We start from the raw sequence: 18820 nt of genomic DNA on the forward strand, positions 1-18820 counted from the left end.
GTACGTCATTCCCTACAGCATGGGGCCGGTGGGGTCGCCCATCGCCAAGATCGGCGTCGAGTTGACCGATTCCCCCTACGTCGTGGCCAACATGCACATCATGGCCCGGGTCGGCGCCCGGGTGCTGGAGGTGCTGGGACCCAACGGCGACTTCGTCAAGGGCCTGCACACCGTCGGGCTGCCGCTGGGCCCTGCTGACGCCGACAAGCCCTGGCCCAACAATCGCCAGGACAAGTACATCTGCCATTTCCCGGATACGCGCGAGATCGTCTCCTTCGGCTCCGGCTACGGCGGCAACGCCCTGCTCGGCAAGAAGTGTCACGCCCTGCGCATTGCCTCGGTGCAGGCGCGCGACGAGGGCTGGATGGCCGAGCACATGCTCATCCTCAAGCTCACCAATCCCCAGGGGAAGGTGAAGTACATCACCGCCGCGTTTCCCTCGGCCTGCGGCAAGACCAACCTCGCCATGCTGATCCCGACCATCCCCGGCTGGAAGGTCGAGACCATCGGCGACGACATCGCGTGGATGAAGTTCGGCGCCGACGGCCGGCTGTACGCCATCAATCCGGAAGCCGGATTCTTCGGCGTCGCCCCCGGCACCAGCATGAAGTCGAACGAGAACGCCATGCTGAGCGTTACTCGCAACTCCATCTTCACCAATGTCGCCATCACCCGCGACGCTGACGTGTGGTGGGAGTCCATGACCGACAAGCCGCCGGCCGCGTTGATCGACTGGCTGCGCCGTCCCTGGACCCCGAAATCCGGACGCAAGGCCGCTCACCCCAACGCCCGCTTCACCGCTCCGGCGAAACAGTGCCCCTGCATCGCCGCCGAATGGGAAGACCCGAAGGGCGTGGCCATCGACGCCATCCTCTTCGGCGGACGCCGCGCCGGGGTCGTGCCCCTGGTGGTGGAGTCGTTCGATTGGCAGCACGGGACCTTCCTGGGGGCGACCGCTTCTAGCGAGACCACCGCGGCCGCTGCCGGCAAGGTCGGCCAGTTGCGCCGCGACCCCATGGCCATGCTGCCCTTCTGCGGCTACAACATGGGCGACTACTTCGGGCACTACCTGAAGATCGGCCAGCGCGCCGGCGCCAAGCTGCCTCGCATCTACTACGTCAATTGGTTCCGCCAGGACGAGAACGGCAAGTTCCTGTGGCCGGGCTACGGCGAGAACAGCCGCGTGCTCAAGTGGGTCTTCGAGCGTGTGGACGGCGCCGCAAAGGCCGAGGACACACCCATCGGGCGCCTGCCCGCCCGCGGCGGCCTCGACATCAACGGCCTCGACGTCAGCCCCGCTGCCATGGAGAAGCTGCTCAACGTGGACATCGACGGCTGGCTGGCTGAAGTGCCGCTCATCCGCGACCACTTCGCCAAGTTCGGCTCCCATCTGCCGCAGGGCATGAAGGACGAAGTGGACAAGCTGGAACAGCGACTCAAAGCCGCGAAGAAGTAGTCCAGAGGAACAAGACAGCGCCGTGCCCAGTGCACGGCGCTGCGTCTTTTGCCGACTTTGGTATCCTGACTCCCGACTCCTGACTCCTGACTACTTCTTCCACTATGTTCGCCCGCAAGGTCCGCGTCGAGTACGAAGCCGGAAGCAAGCGCCAGCCTGTCCCCCTGAAGTGGCTCGACAGCTTCTCCATGCGCAACTTCACCAACGACCAGATCTTCGACGACACCCTCCCGGTCTCCGATGGTCTCCTCGAGGTCGGCGCCCGCGTGCCTCTCGACCGGCTGCGCGACGCCATGGAGGAGTGGTTCCGCAAAAAGGGCTACTTGCCGGCCGGACAGGCTTTGCGCGTCTCGGAAAAATAGACCGGCGTCATGCTGAGGTCCCCTAGGACCGAAGCATCTCGCGTGCACAGCGGCCACCGACACTGTACGCGAGATCCTTCGGGGCTGAAGCCCCTCAGGATGACGCCCTCTGGTGTGTAGTGGTTAGTTCGGGCTGGGTGCCGTGGTTTGTGCGGCGCCGGTGTTGACCAGGTCTTTCAATTCCTTGCTCGGCTTGAAGAAGGGGATCTTCTTGGCCGGCACCTCGACCCGGTCGCCGGTCTTGGGATTGCGGCCCACCCGCGGTTTGCGCTGGCGGGTGCGGAAGCTGCCGAACCCGCGGATCTCGATCTTGTCTCCCGCGCGCAGCGAGTGCACGATGCTGTCGAAGATGGTCTCCACGATCACTTCGCTGTCTTTGCGCGTAAGTTCCACCAGGCGGGAAACTTCGTCGATCAGGTCGGCTTTGGTCATGAGCGCTGCCTTCTGTGTCGGGTTGCCTCGTATCTTACACAAAATGCGGGTGGTAGGCGATTTTTTCGTTTCCCGGAATGGATCCAACCCGCCCTACTTCCACAGGTAGAAGAAGCTGGGATGGCTCTGCAGCACCTTGGCGCGCAGGTCGGGCAGCAAGCTGTCGGCGTCGCCCAGGATCAGGTCGAGCACCGTCCGGCGCTCTTTCTCCGGGCGGACCAGCGTGGGCTCGCCCTTGATCCCCACCGACTTGGCGGTGTCCTCCACGCAGGCCTGGAAATCTCCGATCTGGTCGATGAGCTTCAGTTCCAGCGCCTGCTCGCCGGTCCACACCCGCCCGTTGGCCATGGCCTTGACGTCCTCTTCCTTCATCTTGCGGCCCTCGGCGACGGCATGGATGAACTGCCCGTGCATGTTGTCGATCAGGCTTTGGAAGTACGCCTTCTCCTCCGGAGTCATGTCGCGCGAGGGATTGCCCGCATCCTTCAGCTCGCCGGCTTTCAGGGTGATGTCTTTCAGCTTGGCCCAGCGCATCAGGTCGCCGTAATTCACCCACTGCGCGATCACCCCGATGGACCCCACGATGGAGCCGCGGTCGGCGAAGATCTTGTTGGTCGCCGAGGCCACGTAATAGCCGCCGCTGGCCCCCACCGTCTCGATGGAAGCCACGATCCGTTTCTTCTTCTGGTCGCGGATGCGCTTGACCGCGTCGTACAGTTCCTGGGAGGCCGCCACGCCGCCCCCCGGCGTGTTGACGTGCAGGATGATGGCCTTGATCGAGCTGTCGTCGCCGTAGCGCTTGAGCTGGTCCACGACCGTCTTCGGCTGGAGAATGACGCCCTCCAGGTCCACCACCGCGATCTTCTCGCCGAAGCCCCCGAAGCCGTCGCTGCGCTGCGTGCGCATGCTCAGGTACACCAGGGTGAAGACCGCGATCAGGAAGAGGAAGAACGCGCCTCCCCCGACCACCACCCACAACAGCGTCCGGGAACGGTCACCATTCGCCATGGGAAACGCTAAGTGTAGCACCGGGCGGCTGACTCCTGACCCCCGACTCCAGCTGCTCGGATATACTGAGCTATACCTTCGGTTCCCGAGGTGTCATATGGCTTTCTGCACTTCTTGCGGCGCAACCCTCGACTCCAACGCGCAATTCTGTGTCAAATGCGGCGCCCGTCAAGCCGTCGGTGTCGGCGGAGCGGCGCCGGCCCCGGCCTCCGGCGGCGGCGCCCTGAAAATCGTCCTGATCGTGGTCGCCGGCGTCATCCTCCTCAGCGTCGTGGGTTCGGTGGCGACCATGATTTTCGTCGGCAAGAGGCTGCACGACGCCAAGGTCAGCATCCGGGAGCACGGCGGCGAGGCGACAGTCGAGACTCCCATGGGCACCGTGCACACCACCAAGGACCCCGCCAAGATCGCCGAAAACCTGGGCGTCGACATCTATCCGGGGGCGAAGGCCATCGAGGGTGGCAGCGAAGTCCAGACCATGGGCATGCGCACCGTCACCGGCATCTTTGAGACCAGCGATCCGGTGGACAAGGTCGGCGACTTCTATCACGAGAAGTATCCCAAGGGCATATACACCGCCACTGACCGCGAAACCTCCATCATCACCGGCAGCCAGGGCTCGATGGTCACCATCCACATCAAGGACGACGGCGGCAAGACCAAGCTCACCATCGTGAACATGGCGGGCAAGGGCGTGCGCGCCCCCGGAGCGCCCGAGCCTCCAGAGCCGCCCGAACCTCCCCGCGAGCGGACCAACTAGGAATGGGCTTAAAGCCCAATGGATTGACCGCTGAGGGCTGAGGACTCAACCCTTTTTCTTGTCAAGCCCTCCACAATCCGGATTTCCCCGCAACCTACTCATTGGGCTCGAAATATAAATCTGTGGAAAAGGGGCAAACTACTCCCTTCGATTTGTCATACTGGAATTAGAGGGTGCAGGAAGAAGTCGTCAGTCGTCAGCAAGAAACCCTGTCAAGCCCCACAGAATCCCGATTCCTCTGCAACCATCTGGAAACGCTGGAAATATAAGAATCTGGAGGGTGGTACTGCGACCCCCTCCGATTTGTTATTCTGAAAATAAAGGGAGTTTTTCTTCGCTGCCCACCGGCCACTGCCCACCGGCCACTGACTATGAAAAAGCTCACGCGCGCCCGCCCGCGCCCCTGTCCCCGTCTGCCCGACCGATCCGCCAAGGGGGAATGGGCCGAAGCCGCATTCCTGACCAAGGCACTCGGTCTCCGCCTGACCGTCTGCCGCCCGTTTTCCAGCCACTATCGCTTCGACTTTCTTGTCGTCTCGCCATGCGGCAAAGTCTCCCGCGTCCAGGTCAAGTCGGCCTGGACCCCGCAGCTGCATTCGGATTACTTTCTCAACGCCCGGCCTCACGGTCGCTCCTATCGTTCGCCGGAGATTGATTTTATCGCCGGCTACGTCGTGCCGGAAGACGTCTGGTACATCATCCCCGTCCGTGATCTACACCGCCATGCGCCCAAGGTGTATCCCCGCGTCGCTCGCAGCCGCAGCAAATGGGAGCGCTACCGCGAAGCCTGGCACTTGTTGCGCTCTTGAATCGTGATTACGTGGCGCAGCCCCGGGGTCCCCGGCGCGCCCGGTTTTGGCGTGCTGGGGTGAGGGTGCCCTCGGCCGCGCAGCCCGCGTCAGCGGGCGTAAGAATCCTTGACCCCAGCGCCTGAATGCAGTAAATCCACAGCCACATGTCTCCGCCCGTCGGCCTTGTCGAATTGGTGAAACGCTTCGACCGCAACGCCGATGCCTACCGCTCCCCGGCGTACAACGAGACCCAACTCCGCCACGAATTCCTCGATCCCTTCTTCGAATTGCTGGGCTGGGATGTAAACAACCGCAAGGGCTACGCCGAACCTTAAGACGTGTCACTTCTGTCGTATTCCTGCCGTGTGTAGTTGAAGCCACTTCAAAAGAAAAATCCTATCTGTGTCACTGGCGCGCAGCAGGTCCTGTATAAGTTGACCACGGGTCGGCCTTGGCAAGAAAGCAGCACGGTCCAAGCCATACGCGCAATCCAGACAAAGTGCGGGTGGATTTGGTGGCTCGGTAGTTGAGAACAACTTGCGCACACCGGGAATGTCGTGGTCGCTTGCAAGCGTTGCAATGGGGAAAAGCGCCGAGACGATCAATTGGAGCACTTGTCTTTGGCAGATTCAGGCTGGGAGTCGTTCTTGTCGCACGATTCAACGAGATGCGCCCCCTCTTGTAAGACTTGCCTGTATTGGTCAGTCGTTTGGCCCGATGCCCGAGAGCGTACTCGAAGATTGCGGAGCGCCAGGGAAAAGATAGCCCGGTTTCGGGCCCTGTACCCGTCCTCAATAGTCTGGAGTAGTAAGACGAGGATGTTGCTCCAGGAAGAAGTGGACCGCCTATATCGTGAGTGTCAGAAGTTCGCCGCAGACAGCATTGTCAAAACTGTGGCGGAAACGATCGAAGTGTTGGGGATGAAATCGGCCGCCGGTTCCGATGGAGTTGGCTAGTTGAGCTTGATCCTCGGGGATCTTCCCAACGAGGTACCACGCAACACTCGGGCGAGCGCGAGAGGAGTGCCGCCCCTGAAGGGGCTCGGGAAATCCGAGGGGGACGGCTACCCTCGGTTCGCGGACCGAGGTCCGCGAATCCCGGCCTGAAGGCCGGGCCTACCTCGTCTGGGTTACGTGCAAACGTCCGCTGGCGCGGGCTGGTGTCCACGCTCGGGCCCTGGCGGAAAGCGTGTCGCCCCTGAAGGGGCTCAGGACTTATTTGGGGGGCGGCCTACCCGGCATTCCGGTGCTTTGCACCTCCATGCCGGGCTACCACTCCGCCGTCCGCTGGCGCGGACTCGATGCTCCTATCGGTGCTCATCCGTGTTAGTTCCTCCGGGTTGAGTTCCTCTGGGTGAGTCTTCTTTTATCCCGTACTCTTTCCTGTTTTGCCCAAGACCCACGACCAGCGACCCACGACCCGATTTTCTCTGTGCTCTCCGTGTCTCTGTGGTAAAGCTTTCTTGTCTGCGCAAACAAGATCGCCACCAGCCTGCGCCGGTGGCGATTGGTGATGAACAGACTGGATTACGGCGCCTGCGCGCCCGCCGGCACCATCCAGATGTCGGCTTTCTTGCCGCCTTCCGTCCCGCCCTTGGTGTGGATGCGGGCGGCGTCGATACCCTTCGATTTCGACAGATAGGCAGCGGCGTTGGTGGCGCGACGCTCCGCCAGGCGCTTGGCCCCGGCTTCCTTCGCATCGGCCATCCCCACCAGCGTGACCGCGGAGTTCGGGTCCTGCTGCAGCTTGAGGGCGACGTCGTCCAGCACTGCCTTGGCCCGGTTGTCCACGTAGGCGCTGTTGTTCTTGAAAGCGATCTCATTCATCTTGGAGGCGGTGGGCGCCGCCGGGGGCGCTTCCACGTTGACCGTGGTGAGCGCGACCGCCGACAGATTGCGGTCGTCGGTGGCGGTGGCCTTCACGCTGATGCTGCCCACATCATTCGAAGTCAGCATGCCCACGTTGTCACGCTGGGTCATCGCGCCGCCGTTGGAGGCAAAGGCGAACTGCAGCGGGCGATTGTCGGGACTGCTGGCATCGCAGGTGATGGTCGAACTCTCTCCCACCCGGATGGTCGCCGGCTTGGCCATGCAGGAGATGGTGGGCGGGTTCATGGCGGCGGCGGGCGCCGGGGGCGCCGGCGGTGGCGGTTCTTCCATCTCCACCCCGTCTCCCACCACGATGTCTTCCAGGGAGAAGGTGATCATGCCGGTCGAACTCTTGGGGGTGACTGCCAGGACCACCAACTCCCCGAGGCTGATGCGCGGCAGTTCGCCGATCCGGGTGTAGGGGAACGTCGCCGGGTCCTTCTGCGTGTCTTCACTCTGGTAGACCTTGTAGGACAGCGAATCGGTGCGCTCCCGTCTGATGTCTTTATAGGTGCGGGTAACGCGGAAGTAGTCGCCGACCTTTACGCCCTGGCCGCTGCCCACATTGAGGTAGACCTTCCTGCCGGCGCCGACCTCGGCGTCAAAGTCCTTGGCCATGATGATGCGGCCGGTCAGCTTGCCGTTGGGCGGCGCGAAGCGGTCGAACCTGCTGGCGGGGCGCAGCGCGGGAATCTCGCGGGCGGCGAACGGGACCGCCACATCCCCCGGCACCATGGCATCACAGGCGAACTCCACCTGGGTGATGGCCGTGCTGCCGTTGAGTCCGATCACCAGCACCCGGCCGACGTCTGCATAAGGCTTGCCGCTGTCGCCGATCAACCGGGATTGGTCGTCAAAGTAGTGCATCACGTTCGGGTCCTGGATGTGGCGCACGATGGAATAGCGCTGGCCTTCCTGGAAGCCGCTGCCCGACAGATACACGTAATCGCGGGCGGCGAATTTCGTCTGGTGGGGCGTGGCCCATCCCGCGGCGACGTACTTGTCCTTCGGCACCGGCTGGTCGGTGATGAACCCGGCGCAATTCACGTCCGAATACGTGGGCGCCTGCACCTTGGCCACGATGTTGGTTTCGGCGACCTGAGGGGCGCTGGCCGCGGGCTGGGCAGGCTGCTGGGCCAGGGCGATGCCCGTCAGCAGGACGACCACTACGATTCGCTTCATATTGCCTCCGGACTTCCGAAGCCACGCGGCACCGGAAGCCTCGCACTCGACCGGCGCCCACCGCACTCCCCAGCGTGCCCGGTCTGGGCGCGATGGGTGCAAGCTGGCGTGCACCGGGCTTTCGGGTCGCAGCAAGACACTGCGCCCACCTTAGCTCTTCGCGTCGAACCGTAGCACCGCGGCCGGGGCCGGTCAAGGACACGCTATTTACTAGTAAAGCACCACGGGCCAAGTACTTCCGGGCGGGCGGCCGAATGCGGGGTTGCATAAAGATTGGTGCAGTGTAATACTCGGCCGATTTTTCATGGCAACCACCGCCACCTTCGTGCCCCGGCACCTGCCTCTACGGCTGCCCCGGGTCTGTGTGGCCGTGACCGCCAGCAATGCCGCCGACATGATTGCCAAGGCGGAGGCCCTGGCACGCGATAACCCCTTTATTGAGTTCAGGTTAGACTACATCCGGCAGCCGGGGTCGGCGCTCCCCAGGCTGCGCAGATTTCTTGAGTACCATCCCGAAGTTTTGGCGATCGGGACCTGTCGACGGGCGGCCAGCGGCGGCAAGTTCCGGGGGTCGGTGGCCGCCGAAGCCGACATTCTGGTCAAGGCTGCTGCCGTCGGCTGCCAGTTGCTGGACCTGGAGTTGCAAAGCGCCGTCGCCATGAAGCCGAAGGACCTGCAGCGGGTGCGCCACGCCGCGGCGCTCATCCTCTCCTCCCACGACTTCCGCGCCACCCGCAAGCTGGAGGAGACCTTCCGCAAGATGACCGCCTTTCCTGCGGACTTCTACAAGATCGTCAGCACCGCCACGCACCTCGCCGACAATGTGACTCTGATGAAATTCCTGGAGGAGAAGAGCCACCAGCGCTCGGTGATCGGCGTGTGCATGGGAGAGCAGGGGATCATCAGCCGGGTGCTGGGAGTGCGCGCCGGCAGCGCCTTCACCTTCGCCGCTGCCACCCCGGGCGAAGAGACCGCCCCCGGCCAGGTGGACAGCCGCACCTTGCGCGACGTCTACCGCATCGAGCAGGTGGAGAATTCGACCCGCGTGTACGGCGTCGCCGGCGATCCCATCGAGCACTCGCTGTCGCCGGCGATGATGAACGCCGCCTTCCGCCGCGAAACGGTGAACGCCGTCTACCTGGCGCTGCACGCCAAGAGCCTGGCCGACCTGATGGCCTGCGTGCGCCAGATCCCCATCCACGGGCTGAGCATCACCATGCCCTACAAGCAGGAGATCATCAAGCACCTGCACAACATCGAGCCGCTGGCCAACAAGATTGGCGCGGTCAACACCGTCATCCGTGCGCAGGATGGGAAGCTGTATGGCTTCAATACCGACGTGGCCGGGATCGTGCGTCCGCTGGAGCAGCGCCTGCCCCTGAAGGGGGCGAAGGTCCTGGTGCTGGGCGCGGGCGGGGCGGCGCGCGCCGCGGTGTTCGGGTTGAAGGAGCGGGGGGCGGAGGTCTTCATCGTCAACCGCAGCTCTTCTGCCGGCCAGAAGCTGGCCAAGAAGGCCAAGAGCAAGTTCCTTACCCAGAGCCAGATGCGCAAGCTGCAGTTCGACGCCATCATCAACGCGACGCCGGTGGGCATGGGCAGCGGCAAACAGTCTCCTCTGAAAGAGAAGGAGATCAACGCGCGTTTCCTGTTCGACCTGGTGTACGTCCCCGCCGAGACCCGCCTGATGAAGCTGGCGCGGGCCCGCGGGCTACAGGTCATCCCCGGCTCCGAGATGTTCGTGCAGCAGGGCGCGCGGCAATTCGAGATCTGGACCGGCAAGCCCGCGCCGGTCGAAGAGATGCAACGCATCGTCACCATGGCCCTGCAAGCGCCCAAGAAATAACTCGATCAGCGCGGGGGCGCCTGCGGCCTATGCCCTTCGTGGCAAGAACTGCCTAAGTGATTGGAAATGCAAGGTGCTTGTGGATCCGCAACGGCTTCCACAATTGTCGTGGACCAAATGCTGAGAGTCCGCGACGCGGTTGGGAGGATCTCACCGGAATCCATGCATCGGAATTGTTGCTATTTGCTGCGGGACGGTCTAGGATGAATACGGACGTTCGCCGCGGGCCTGCCGGCGCGGTTTTTGGGGCTCCGGATTCCCGGCCCAGCGGACTCCATCTCGCTTAACAGCCCGTACTCCACATCTGTCGGCCCCTGAATCCCGCGACCTTCGTTGGTCGCACCAGCCGTTTGTTTCGGAGCGATGATATGGCGTGGTACGCGTACTGCATCACCGAGCAGCAGGCTTTCCAAGGCGAGACTCGAGCTCGCAGACCCTTTCCCATCGAAGGTCTCAAAGGCATCCTCGGCGCCCAGGTGTTCGGGTACCCGAGCGGCGAATTCGCGATCATCGTCAGTGAGTACGACCGCGAAGGCCAGCAACTGGACCAGCGTGCCGTTCTCGACCATGCGCGGGTAGTGAGCGAGTGCTTCCGCAACACCACGGTGTTGCCCTTCCGCTTCGGCACCGTCTTCGAGAGCGACGAAGCTCTGCGCCGCGCGGTGCGCTCCAACCGCAAGGCCTTCGTGGACAGCGTCAGCCGGCTGCGGGGCAAGGCGGAGATGCACCTGAAGCTGCTGGTCAAGGACGGCTCCCTGCGCGAGGCGCTCACCGAGATCGTGCTGCCCGAGACAGCCGGGGGCGAATACCTGACCAAGCTTCGCGAGAAAGCCGTCCGGCAACGCGAGCGCCAGACCCGCGCCCGCGCCATCTCCGTCCAGGTGCACAAGCTGTTCAATCCGCTGGACGAGGAGGTATGCTGCAAGAAAGTGGATTCCGGCGGCATGCTCATCGACATCGCCCATCTCATCGACAATAAGTCGGTGGAGAAGTATCAGAACCGCTACAGCACGGTATCGAAGCACCTGAAGGACATCGAGGTGCAGATCAGCGGTCCGTGGCCCCCCTACCACTTCATGCCCAACAAAGTGCGCGCCAGCTGAGAAGGTTCCTGGTCATGCCGCGGCCGCCGGCGACGGCGGCCTTGGTGTTTATGCAACCGGGGTGCCGGCGAGTTGACGCTCCCTTTTGCCGGGGCCTATCATCTTAGGTTCGACAAGCGGCCCCGAGAGGACTCAGGGAAGAGAAAACGCTCCCGGCAATCATCCATGGATAAGAAGAAGCTCGAGCAATTCAAGAAGAAGCTGGAACAACGGCAGCAGGAGCTGCGGCGGACGGTCTCCCGCAACGTACAGGACGGGCGCGCGGCCGACAGCGAGGACATCGCCCAGGACATCGCCGACAAGGCGGCGAACTCCTATACCAAGGAATTCCTCTTCTCCCAGAGCAGCAACGACCGCGCCCTGCTGGCCCGCGTCGAGGAGGCCCTGGTCCGAATCCGCGAAGGCAGTTTCGGGGAATGCGTCAACTGCGGCGACGAAGTGAACGCCAAGCGCCTGGAAGCCGTCCCCTGGGCGCGCTACTGCATCAAGTGCCAGGAGAAGATCGAGCAAGGGCAGATCCAGGAGACCAGGCCGTAAGCAGTTTCTCGTTTTTCGTTCCTAGTTTCTAGAAGAAGAACGCCGCCGAGTGATCGGCGGCGTTTCGTTTTGTGCCGGGTATCTACTGCGGCTGCTGCGGCGGCCGACCTGCGGGGCGCTGCTGCTGTTGCTGATTCTGCTGCTGGTTCTGTTGCTGCTGCTGCTGCTGCTGCTGCTGCGTTCCCGATTGCTGTTGCTGGCCGCCGAGCACCGCGCCCAGAATGTCCTGCCAGCCGCCGGTCTTCTTTTGCGGCTGCTGTGGCTGCGTAGTGCCGGTCTGCTGTGGTGGTTGTTGCTGCGCCGGCGGTTGCGGTTGCCCGGTGATGGTCCCCAGGATGCCCTCCAGCCCGCCCGGCTGCCGGCCTTGCTTCCCGCTCGTCTGCTGGCCCTTCTGTCCGCCCAGGATCGTCCCCAGGATGCCGGTCATTGCCCCCGGATCGGCCATGGTGGGGATGATGTTGCGCAGCTTCATCTGCGCGATCTGTTCCAGGTCGGGGGCGAAGCCGGGATGCTGGAAGGTCCCGGTGACGATGATGGGGATCACCAGCTCGCCCTTGTTGTTGGCCAGCGCGGTGTTCATGAAGCCGCCGATCTGCGTGCCGCCCACGGTATCGCTCATGGCCTTGCTGAGCACAGCGGTGACGTGCATGTTCAAGGACTGGTCGGCGAGGTTCACCGCGCCCACCGCGCCCAGCGTGCCGCCGTCGAGCACCGCCTTGAGGTTGTTGGTCTGGGCGACGCCGTTGCGCACGTCGAAGTTGCCGGTCAACTGCACCAGGTTGGTGAAACCGCGGTCAACTGGCTGCGCGCCGCCGCCCACGAAGCGGGCGATCTGCGACAACTGATGCATCACGTCGATGCCGGCCAGTCTTCCCTTGGTGAGGTTCAGGTCCAGCCTGCCGTTCAATGAGCGCGCCATCTGGTCGGCGTTGGATCCGCTGAAGCTCAGCCCACTGCTGTTGGCCGCCAGCAGGCCGTACAGCGTCTGCTTCAGCGACGAGACCGACGACAGCAGCTTGTTGGCGTCCACGCCGTTCATCCTGGTGCTGACCGTGTACACCGAGGGTGTGGGCCGGGTGTCCACCACGATCGCGCCGGACTGAGTGCCGCCGTAGAGCTCGGCGGTGATGGGCTCCAGGCGGATCAGGCCGCGGTCCAGGGTCACGTTGCTGCGCGCGTTGGTCAGCACCAACTGGTCGTAGTGGATGGCGCCGATCGTCAGCGTGCCCGCACCGGTAGCGCGCGCGAGCAGGCTCGGCTCGGCGCCCGCGGCGTAGGCTGGCGGCACCAGGGAGAGCGACGCCGTCTTCTGCGGCGCCGGCTGCACGCTGGGGAACATCTGCTGCCACTCGGCGACGATCATGCGGTCGGCGGAGAGCGTGAACTGCACCTGGGGCGCGGAGAAGTTCCGCAAGGTCAGTGTGCCGGTCGCATTGGTGGAGCCGAGCGAGCCTTTGAAGTTCTCCAGCACCACCGAGTTCTGGGTGAAGCGCAGGTTGGCGTTCTGCACCAGCAGCGGCTTGGTGATCTGCGGCGTGTTCAGCGCGGCTCCCTGGATGCCGCCGTTGCCGGAAAAGTTCATCGCCGACATGTCCTTCATGAGACCCGTAGCGTGGAGGTCAAGCGCCACAGTGCCGCTGCCCGCCATGCCCTGCACCGCGGAAACGCCGTACGCCTTCGCGATGTTGATCAGCTCGGCGAGCCGGGCGTTGGCCGTGCGCAGCCCTAGGTCGACCTTGGGCGACGGCGAGGCGTAATCCGACAGCGTGAATCGCGCCGTCAGCGAAGTCGAGCCGGTGCTGGCGGTGAACTCGTTGGAGCGGATCGCCTGTGGCGAGAGCGCCAGTTCGATGGCCTGGACCTGCACCGGACTGGGCAGGTCCTTGCCGGCGATATTCAGGCCCTGCGCGGAGAGTGTCCCGTTGAGCTCCGGCTTGGTGGCGGCGCCCTGGGCGTGGATGTCGGCATTCAGCTTGCCGCTGATCTTCATTCCCGGGTCGAAGGCGACCCCGAAAGCGGCCGCCAACCGCGCCGCTTCATCGATGGAGACGTTCGACGCGTTCACCCTCAGGTCCACCTGGGACGGAGTCGGCCTGGTGTTGAGCGTGCCGCTGATGGAGAGCGGGGTAGAACCCAACTTCAGGTCCCCCTTGGCGATATGGATCGCGTCGGAGTTCAGGTCGTCGCTCAGGTCGTAATCGAGCGCGATCGGGTACCCGATGTCGGTGCCGTGGACGCGGGCGTTCTCCAGCTTCAGCGAGCCGCTGCTGGCGAGCTTGCCCTGATGGTTACGGACCTTGGCGTCCCCGGAAGCGATGGCATCGGTGCCCGTGAGCGCCTGGGTGTTGAGGAATCTCTGCGCCGCCGCGAGCGACACCTGGTCCAGCTTGAACGTGCCGTCGAAGGGCATCGCGGTCAAGGCGCCCTCCGGGATGGGCCCGGCCCTGCCGCTGAGCTGCACCCTTTGCGCGCCCTGACCCGGCAGGTGCGCCGCCAGGGCGATGTCGAATGCCTTACCCGGTTCGTAGCCGCCGACGCTCAGGTCGATGTGGTCGTACACGGCGCGCGCCTGGCGCTTCTGCAGGTCGGTGAGCGCCACTTGGCCGTCGCGGATCGTCAACTCTCGGATGATGAACGCTTGGGGTTGCGGTTGCGCCTGCGGTTGCTGCGGCGCCTGTTGGGGAGGCGCTGCCGGCGCTGTGGTCGAGGCGGTGGCCTTGTGGCCCAGGCTGGAGAAATTCCAAGTGCCCTGCGCATTGCGGATCAGCTCGATCCGCGGTGTGCGCAACTCCAGCGAATCCATCTGCACGTCGCCGTGCAGCAGCGGCATCAGCTTGGCGGTGACGTAGAGCTCCTCGGCCTGGGCGAAGGGACGCGGGCTGCGGAAGTCGGGATCATCGCCGATCACCGCGTTCTCCACCCGGAAGGCGAGCGGCAGCAGGCTCAGGTGCATGGGGCCGAGCGAGACCTGGCGGTTCAGCTTCTTCTGCAGCTCCGTCTGGATGCGGTCGTGATAGCGATTCACGTCGAGAAAGGCGGGCAGGGCCAGCGCCGCGATGATGACGACTGCCAGGAGGACAAGGATGATGACAGCCACTTTGCGCATGACAACCTCCCGAGCGTGGGCCCACGCTCATCGCTGCGGCTTAAGCGGAGGGGCTACTACAGTAGGAAGCCCAACCCGCCACCGGCGGTTGCACCGGCGGTGCACCGGCGGGCATCGTTCACGATTGTACGGCGAAAGAGGAGGGAAGTCTGTGACCACGCCGCCGGTCGCGGCCGCGAGAATCGCCGGCGCTCCGGGATGAAGCTCAGTCCTCCCCCAGGCCCAGCCACCGGCGGATTACAAGGCGATTATTCCGACCAACAGGAAGCGCTTCGCTGGCATGCCGTTCTCCCGGATTCAAAGGTCAGGTGCCGACCGTTAGGACGTGCCATAGCGTCGCGGGTTAGCTCGGGGTGTGCGTTTGACCCCGCGGAATTTGGGCTGCTAAACTCGATGCTTTGGAAGCTTCCCCCGGTTCCAGCCGAGAAAACCTGAAGGAATTCTGTGGCCCGTTATACCCGGCATCAACTGAAAGAAGATAAATTCGCGGTGGCAGTCCAGGAGCGGGTGGTCTGGGGCGTCGAGCACCGCAAGCTGCTCACCATCATAGGCGCGGTGGCCGCGGCGGTGGCCGTGCTCGTGGTCGCCGGCTTCTTCTACTTGCAGACCCGCGACGACCAGGCCAGCGTCGCGCTCAGCGGCGCGCTGCGGACCTACACCGCGCCCTTGCGGCCGCTAGCGGTTCCGCCGCAGCCCGGCCTCCAATCCTTCACCTCCGCCAAGGAGCGTGCCCAGGCAGCGCAGAAGGAATTCCGCACGGTCGAGCAGCAGTACCGCTTCACCCGTTCCGCCGACTTCGCGCGCTACTGGGTGGGCGTGACCGCGATGGACATGGGGGACTACAAGACCGCGGAGCAGGAGTTGCGGTCGCTGACCGGCTCCCGGCGCGACGACCTGGCGCCGCTGGCCAAGTTCGCCCTGGCGTCGGTGTACCGCGCCCAGGGCAAGGACAGCGACGCCATCCAGCTCTACAAGGAGCTGATCGATCATCCGAGCGTCACGGTGCCCAAGTCCACGGCGCAGATCGAGCTGGCGAGCGTGTACGAATTCCTGCAGCCCGCAGAAGCCGCCCGCATCTACCAGCAGATCCGCACCGAAGCGCCCACCAGTGCCGCCGCCCAGGTGGCCGGCGAGCGGTTGCAAACCAAGCGGCAGTAGGCCAACACCCTGGGCGTCATCCTGAGGCGCCTTGGCGCCGAAGGATCTTGCGCGCACGACTCCATAGCACTGCACGCGAGATGCTTCGCGGCTGAAGCCGCTCAGCATGACGCCATTCCACGCGATTCTCGCTCAGGATGGCAAGTTAAGGTTTTTCTACCTTGGCTTCGTCGATCAGCAGGACGGGGATACCGTCGCGAATGGGGTAGGCGCGCCGGCAGCCGGCGCAGGTGAGCACCTGGCGGGCTTCGTCGTAGGCGAGAGACTCCTGGGTGTCGCGCTCAGCGCGGCAGGCGGGACAGATCAGGATATCGAGCAGCTCCTTCGCGATCATCGCCGACATTCTAACTGAAGAAGTAGTTGGTGGCTGGTAGCTAGTAGGTAGGGGAGCTGCGCGCATGAGGGGCCACGGTTGGCCGTTCATTTACAATATCCGGTCGCGCATATCATGGCAGCTCGCATCCTGAACGGCGCCGAGATCGCCGAGCAGATCAAGGCAGGAGTCGCAGCCGAGGTCCGACTGCTGGCCGCACAAGGCGTCCGCCCCGGCCTGGCGGCGGTGCTAGTAGGCGACGATCCCGCCTCCGCCATCTACGTCCGCAGCAAGATCAAGGCCTGCGATGCGCTCGGCATCTACGGCGAAGGGGTCACGCTGCCGGCCTCGGTCAGCGCCCAGGAGTTGCTGGAGCGGGTGGCGGGCCTGAACCGGCGCGACGACATCGACGCCATCCTGGTGCAGTTGCCGCTGCCGGCGCACATCGACAAGCATGTCGTGCTGAGCGACATCGCTCCCGAGAAGGACGTGGACGGACTGCATCCGGTGAATGCCGGGCTGCTGTCCCAGCGGCGCGACAGCCTGGTTCCCTGCACACCGGCGGGGGTGATGGAGCTGCTGCGCCACAATGGCATCGCGACCGCGGGAGTGGAGGCGGTGGTCGTGGGTCGCAGCAACATCGTGGGCAAGCCCATGGCCATGCTGCTGACCAACGCTGACGCCACGGTCACACTCTGCCATTCCCAGACCCGCGACCTGGCCGCGGTCACGCGCCGGGCCGACATCCTGGTGGTGGCCGTGGGCAAGCCCGGCCTGATCACCCGCGAGCACGTGAAGCCGGGCGCCACCGTGGTGGACATCGGCATCAACCGCCTGGAGTCGAAGGAGCTGGTGGAACGCTTTTTCCCCGGCGACGCCAAGCGCCAGATCAACTTTGCCAAGAACGGATACGTGCTGGTGGGAGACGTATGCCCCGAGGTGGCCGAGATCGCGGGCGCGCTCACCCCGGTGCCTGGCGGCGTGGGTCCGCTGACCATCGCCATGCTGATGGTGAACACGCTGAAGGCGGCGCGCCTGCGCCGAGCTTCGCACCATGCGCCCGCGCTGGCGCAGCGAGGCTGACTTGCTGAAAGTGGGCTTGACCGGAGGGATGGCGAGCGGGAAGACCACCGTGGGCGAGATGCTCCAGGCCCGCGGCGCCCACCTGCTCCAGGCCGACAAGCTGGCCCAGGAACTGATGCAGCCGGGACTTCCGGTGTACGACGCGGTGGTGGGCCACTTTGGCCCGGAAATCGTCAAATCGGATGGGACCATCCATCGGGCGAAGCTGGCCGGGATCGTCTTCCCTGACCGCATCGAGGAACTGAACAAGCTCGTGCATCCGGCGGTGATCCAGCGGCAGGAAGAGTGGATGAACGAGATCGGGGCGCGCGAGCCGCACGCGGTGACCATCGTGGAGGCGGCGCTCATCGTCGAAGCGGGAACGGGGCGGCAGTTCCAGAAGCTGATCATGGTGACCTGCAGCATGGAGCAGAAGATCGAGCGCTTCGCCAGGCGGCTGGGGGTGAGTGCGGCCGACGCCCGCGCCGAGGTCGAGCGCCGCATGGCGGCGCAGGTCTCCGACGAGATCAAGGTCAAGAACGCCGATTTCGTCATCGATAACTCAGGGACCATCGAACAGCTCGGGCCGCAGGTGGACAAAGTTTGGGCGGAACTGAAGCGGTTGGCGGCAAGGGGCTAACTGTGGGCGGAGATTGCCCCACTGGCGTGGGGCTCGCTGCGAGATGCAAGCTATAGGTCCTCACGCTCATCCCTGCGGGATTTCGCTCAGGATGACAAGAATTGGGGATAGAACATGAGATTGGGACGTTTGATCCTGGTCGCGGCGGTGCTGACCGCGGCTTTCTATTACTTCACCACGCATCATCGCGGCCCGGGGCTCTCGACCGCCAACTGGAGCGGGCCGTCGCGGCCGCTCGACATCACGGAAGCGGCCGGGCCGGTGCAGCTCGACCCCGAGGAGCAGAACAACGTCAACCTCTACAAGAAAGCCCTGCCGTCGGTGGTGAACATCATCTCGACCTCGGTGAGCTTCGATTTCTTCTACGGGGTGGTGCCGGAGCAGGGCGCGGGCTCGGGGTTCGTCATCGACAAGGAAGGGCACATCGTCACCAACTTCCACGTGATCGCCAACGCGCGCCAGCTGGAGGTGACGCTGTCCAACAAGAAGAAGTACAAGGCGCAGGTGGTGGGGGCCGACCGCGCGCACGACCTGGCGGTGATCAAGATCAGCGCGCCCAATCTGAGCCCGGCGACCCTGGGCGATTCCAGCCAGCTGCAGGTGGGGCAGAAGGTGTACGCCATCGGCAATCCGTTCGGCATGTTCAGCGGCACCATGACCCGGGGCATCGTGAGCTCCATCCGCTCGGTGCGCGAGCCCGACGGGGTGTTCATCGACGAGGCCATCCAGACCGACGCCGCCATCAATCCGGGGAATTCCGGCGGGCCGCTGCTGAACTCGCGCGGCGAGGTGATCGGCATCAATACCATGATCGCGGGGACGGCGGGGCAGAATTCCGGCATCGGCTTCGCCATCCCCATCAACACCGCCAAGGCGGTGCTCAACGACCTGGTGACCTTCGGGCGGGTGAAGCGGCCGGCGCTGGGCATCCGCTCGCTCCCCGTCGGCCCCGAGCTGGCGGAGCAGATGGGCCTGCCGGTGGACTACGGGGTGCTCATCATCTCGGTGGCGCCGGGCAGTGCCGCGGAGCGGGCCGGACTGCGCGGCGGCAGCGAGCGCGCCTACATCGGCAACATCCCCATCATGCTGGGAGGCGACCTGATCGTGGCCATCGACGGCCAGGACGTGGTGGACCAGCAGGACCTTTCCCACGTCATGAACAGCCACCGCGCCGGCGACACGGTGACCGTCACCATCTA

17 protein-coding genes are annotated in these 18820 nt (G+C 64.4%); 12 read left to right on the top strand and 5 right to left on the bottom strand.

Annotated features, from left to right (window positions below):
* On the top strand, positions 1 to 1456 hold a 1456-nt coding region (locus tag VMS96_03740), incomplete at its 5' end, for a phosphoenolpyruvate carboxykinase (GTP) (GenBank protein ID HVP42514.1).
* A 104-nt stretch (positions 1457 to 1560) separates the two neighbouring features.
* The gene (locus VMS96_03745; GenBank protein ID HVP42515.1) at positions 1561 to 1818 is read left to right on the top strand and encodes a hypothetical protein; all 258 of its coding nucleotides are present in this window, start codon (positions 1561 to 1563) and stop codon (positions 1816 to 1818) included.
* A gap of 123 nt (positions 1819 to 1941) precedes the next feature.
* On the opposite strand, the gene VMS96_03750 is transcribed toward VMS96_03745, so the two are convergent.
* Complete coding sequence (locus tag VMS96_03750) at positions 1942 to 2250, bottom strand: HU family DNA-binding protein (GenBank protein HVP42516.1); 309 nt, start codon at positions 2248 to 2250, stop codon at positions 1942 to 1944.
* Positions 2251 to 2343: 93 nt separating this feature from the next.
* Complete coding sequence (gene sppA / locus VMS96_03755) at positions 2344 to 3258, bottom strand: signal peptide peptidase SppA (GenBank protein HVP42517.1); 915 nt, start codon at positions 3256 to 3258, stop codon at positions 2344 to 2346.
* A 97-nt stretch (positions 3259 to 3355) separates the two neighbouring features.
* Between sppA and VMS96_03760 the strand changes: the two genes are divergently transcribed.
* From VMS96_03760 to VMS96_03770, 3 genes are all read left to right on the top strand, one after another.
* Positions 3356 to 4018, top strand: coding sequence for a zinc ribbon domain-containing protein (locus tag VMS96_03760; GenBank protein HVP42518.1), 663 nt, complete (start codon positions 3356 to 3358; stop codon positions 4016 to 4018).
* 371 nt (positions 4019 to 4389) lie between these two features.
* A complete protein-coding gene (locus VMS96_03765; protein HVP42519.1) occupies positions 4390 to 4827 on the top strand; it encodes a group I intron-associated PD-(D/E)XK endonuclease in 438 nt (145 codons plus the stop codon).
* Between the two features lie 146 nt (positions 4828 to 4973).
* Entirely contained in the window at positions 4974 to 5144 is a 171-nt protein-coding gene (locus VMS96_03770; protein ID HVP42520.1) for a hypothetical protein, read from the top strand.
* A gap of 1191 nt (positions 5145 to 6335) precedes the next feature.
* Here the strand turns inward: VMS96_03770 and VMS96_03775 are convergent.
* On the bottom strand, positions 6336 to 7859 hold the full coding sequence (locus VMS96_03775; GenBank protein HVP42521.1) for an OmpA family protein: 1524 nt from the start codon (positions 7857 to 7859) through the stop codon (positions 6336 to 6338).
* A gap of 304 nt (positions 7860 to 8163) precedes the next feature.
* On the opposite strand from VMS96_03775, the gene aroE reads away from it, so the two are divergent.
* The 3 genes from aroE (at position 8164) to VMS96_03790 (ending at position 11342) form a co-directional block, all read left to right on the top strand.
* On the top strand, positions 8164 to 9702 hold the full coding sequence (gene aroE / locus VMS96_03780; GenBank protein HVP42522.1) for a shikimate dehydrogenase: 1539 nt from the start codon (positions 8164 to 8166) through the stop codon (positions 9700 to 9702).
* Between the two features lie 368 nt (positions 9703 to 10070).
* Positions 10071 to 10805 carry a GvpL/GvpF family gas vesicle protein gene (locus VMS96_03785; protein ID HVP42523.1) on the top strand — a complete coding sequence of 245 codons (735 nt, stop codon included), beginning with the start codon at positions 10071 to 10073 and terminating at the stop codon, positions 10803 to 10805.
* Positions 10806 to 10970: 165 nt separating this feature from the next.
* Positions 10971 to 11342 (top strand): TraR/DksA family transcriptional regulator, encoded by a 372-nt coding sequence (locus tag VMS96_03790; protein HVP42524.1) that lies wholly within the window; start codon positions 10971 to 10973, stop codon positions 11340 to 11342.
* Between the two features lie 82 nt (positions 11343 to 11424).
* On the opposite strand, the gene VMS96_03795 is transcribed toward VMS96_03790, so the two are convergent.
* Positions 11425 to 14448 carry an AsmA family protein gene (locus VMS96_03795; GenBank protein HVP42525.1) on the bottom strand — a complete coding sequence of 1008 codons (3024 nt, stop codon included), beginning with the start codon at positions 14446 to 14448 and terminating at the stop codon, positions 11425 to 11427.
* 444 nt (positions 14449 to 14892) lie between these two features.
* Between VMS96_03795 and VMS96_03800 the strand changes: the two genes are divergently transcribed.
* Positions 14893 to 15606 carry a tetratricopeptide repeat protein gene (locus VMS96_03800; GenBank protein ID HVP42526.1) on the top strand — a complete coding sequence of 238 codons (714 nt, stop codon included), beginning with the start codon at positions 14893 to 14895 and terminating at the stop codon, positions 15604 to 15606.
* 145 nt (positions 15607 to 15751) lie between these two features.
* On the opposite strand, the gene VMS96_03805 is transcribed toward VMS96_03800, so the two are convergent.
* On the bottom strand, positions 15752 to 15940 hold the full coding sequence (locus VMS96_03805) for a Trm112 family protein (GenBank protein HVP42527.1): 189 nt from the start codon (positions 15938 to 15940) through the stop codon (positions 15752 to 15754).
* Positions 15941 to 16054: 114 nt separating this feature from the next.
* Between VMS96_03805 and VMS96_03810 the strand changes: the two genes are divergently transcribed.
* The 3 genes from VMS96_03810 to VMS96_03820 form a co-directional block, all read left to right on the top strand.
* A complete protein-coding gene (locus tag VMS96_03810) occupies positions 16055 to 17002 on the top strand; it encodes a bifunctional 5,10-methylenetetrahydrofolate dehydrogenase/5,10-methenyltetrahydrofolate cyclohydrolase (protein HVP42528.1) in 948 nt (315 codons plus the stop codon).
* Entirely contained in the window at positions 16974 to 17621 is a 648-nt protein-coding gene (coaE, locus tag VMS96_03815; GenBank protein HVP42529.1) for a dephospho-CoA kinase, read from the top strand. Before VMS96_03810 ends, coaE begins: the two co-directional genes overlap by 29 nt.
* A 114-nt stretch (positions 17622 to 17735) precedes the next feature.
* A partial coding sequence (locus tag VMS96_03820; GenBank protein HVP42530.1) for a trypsin-like peptidase domain-containing protein occupies positions 17736 to 18820 on the top strand: 1085 nt, incomplete at its 3' end.

It is taken from the genome of Terriglobales bacterium (genome assembly GCA_035543055.1).
In the GTDB taxonomy this organism is placed as follows: Bacteria; Acidobacteriota; Terriglobia; order Terriglobales; family Acidobacteriaceae; genus JAIQFD01.

What these genes read in the sequence shown, in the direction of transcription:
- VMS96_03745 (HVP42515.1), top strand. Translation starts at nt 1,561, where the DNA reads ATGTTCGCCCGCAAGGTCCGCGTCGAGTACGAAGCCGGAAGCAAGCGC.
- VMS96_03750 (HVP42516.1), bottom strand. Translation starts at nt 2,250, where the DNA reads ATGACCAAAGCCGACCTGATCGACGAAGTTTCCCGCCTGGTGGAACTT.
- sppA (HVP42517.1), bottom strand. Translation starts at nt 3,258, where the DNA reads ATGGCGAATGGTGACCGTTCCCGGACGCTGTTGTGGGTGGTGGTCGGG.
- VMS96_03760 (HVP42518.1), top strand. Translation starts at nt 3,356, where the DNA reads ATGGCTTTCTGCACTTCTTGCGGCGCAACCCTCGACTCCAACGCGCAA.
- VMS96_03765 (HVP42519.1), top strand. Translation starts at nt 4,390, where the DNA reads ATGAAAAAGCTCACGCGCGCCCGCCCGCGCCCCTGTCCCCGTCTGCCC.
- VMS96_03770 (HVP42520.1), top strand. Translation starts at nt 4,974, where the DNA reads ATGTCTCCGCCCGTCGGCCTTGTCGAATTGGTGAAACGCTTCGACCGC.
- VMS96_03775 (HVP42521.1), bottom strand. Translation starts at nt 7,859, where the DNA reads ATGAAGCGAATCGTAGTGGTCGTCCTGCTGACGGGCATCGCCCTGGCC.
- aroE (HVP42522.1), top strand. Translation starts at nt 8,164, where the DNA reads ATGGCAACCACCGCCACCTTCGTGCCCCGGCACCTGCCTCTACGGCTG.
- VMS96_03785 (HVP42523.1), top strand. Translation starts at nt 10,071, where the DNA reads ATGGCGTGGTACGCGTACTGCATCACCGAGCAGCAGGCTTTCCAAGGC.
- VMS96_03790 (HVP42524.1), top strand. Translation starts at nt 10,971, where the DNA reads ATGGATAAGAAGAAGCTCGAGCAATTCAAGAAGAAGCTGGAACAACGG.
- VMS96_03795 (HVP42525.1), bottom strand. Translation starts at nt 14,448, where the DNA reads ATGCGCAAAGTGGCTGTCATCATCCTTGTCCTCCTGGCAGTCGTCATC.
- VMS96_03805 (HVP42527.1), bottom strand. Translation starts at nt 15,940, where the DNA reads ATGATCGCGAAGGAGCTGCTCGATATCCTGATCTGTCCCGCCTGCCGC.
- VMS96_03810 (HVP42528.1), top strand. Translation starts at nt 16,055, where the DNA reads ATGGCAGCTCGCATCCTGAACGGCGCCGAGATCGCCGAGCAGATCAAG.
- coaE (HVP42529.1), top strand. Translation starts at nt 16,974, where the DNA reads ATGCGCCCGCGCTGGCGCAGCGAGGCTGACTTGCTGAAAGTGGGCTTG.